Annotated in this window: 1 pseudogene; it reads left to right on the top strand. The window is 43.5% G+C overall.

Annotated elements, in window-relative coordinates:
* Positions 1–186 (top strand): annotated as a pseudogene (locus ACYQ4S_RS13080) (group II intron reverse transcriptase/maturase); the annotation flags it as partial.
* Positions 187–230 lie beyond the last annotated feature (44 nt).

Genomic DNA, 230 nt, shown 5'->3' with positions numbered 1-230 from the left:
ATTAACAGATTAGAACGTTTAGGTCTAGATATAGATAGTGCTAAACGTATTGGTTTTTCACGCAAGAAATATTGGCGATTATCCAAAACGCCCGAGGTTCATCGGGCACTTACAACGAAAAGACTCTACCAGTGGGGTTTAGTTTCACTAAACCAACTGGCAGAGTCTGCTTACTTAAGATATTGAACCGCCGTATACGGAACCGTACGTACGGTGGTGTGAGAGGACGG

This window comes from Alkalibacterium sp. s-m-28 (assembly GCF_054658175.1).
The sequence above is the reverse complement of the archived record's forward strand: the minus strand, read 5'-3'. Positions and strand labels throughout refer to the sequence as shown.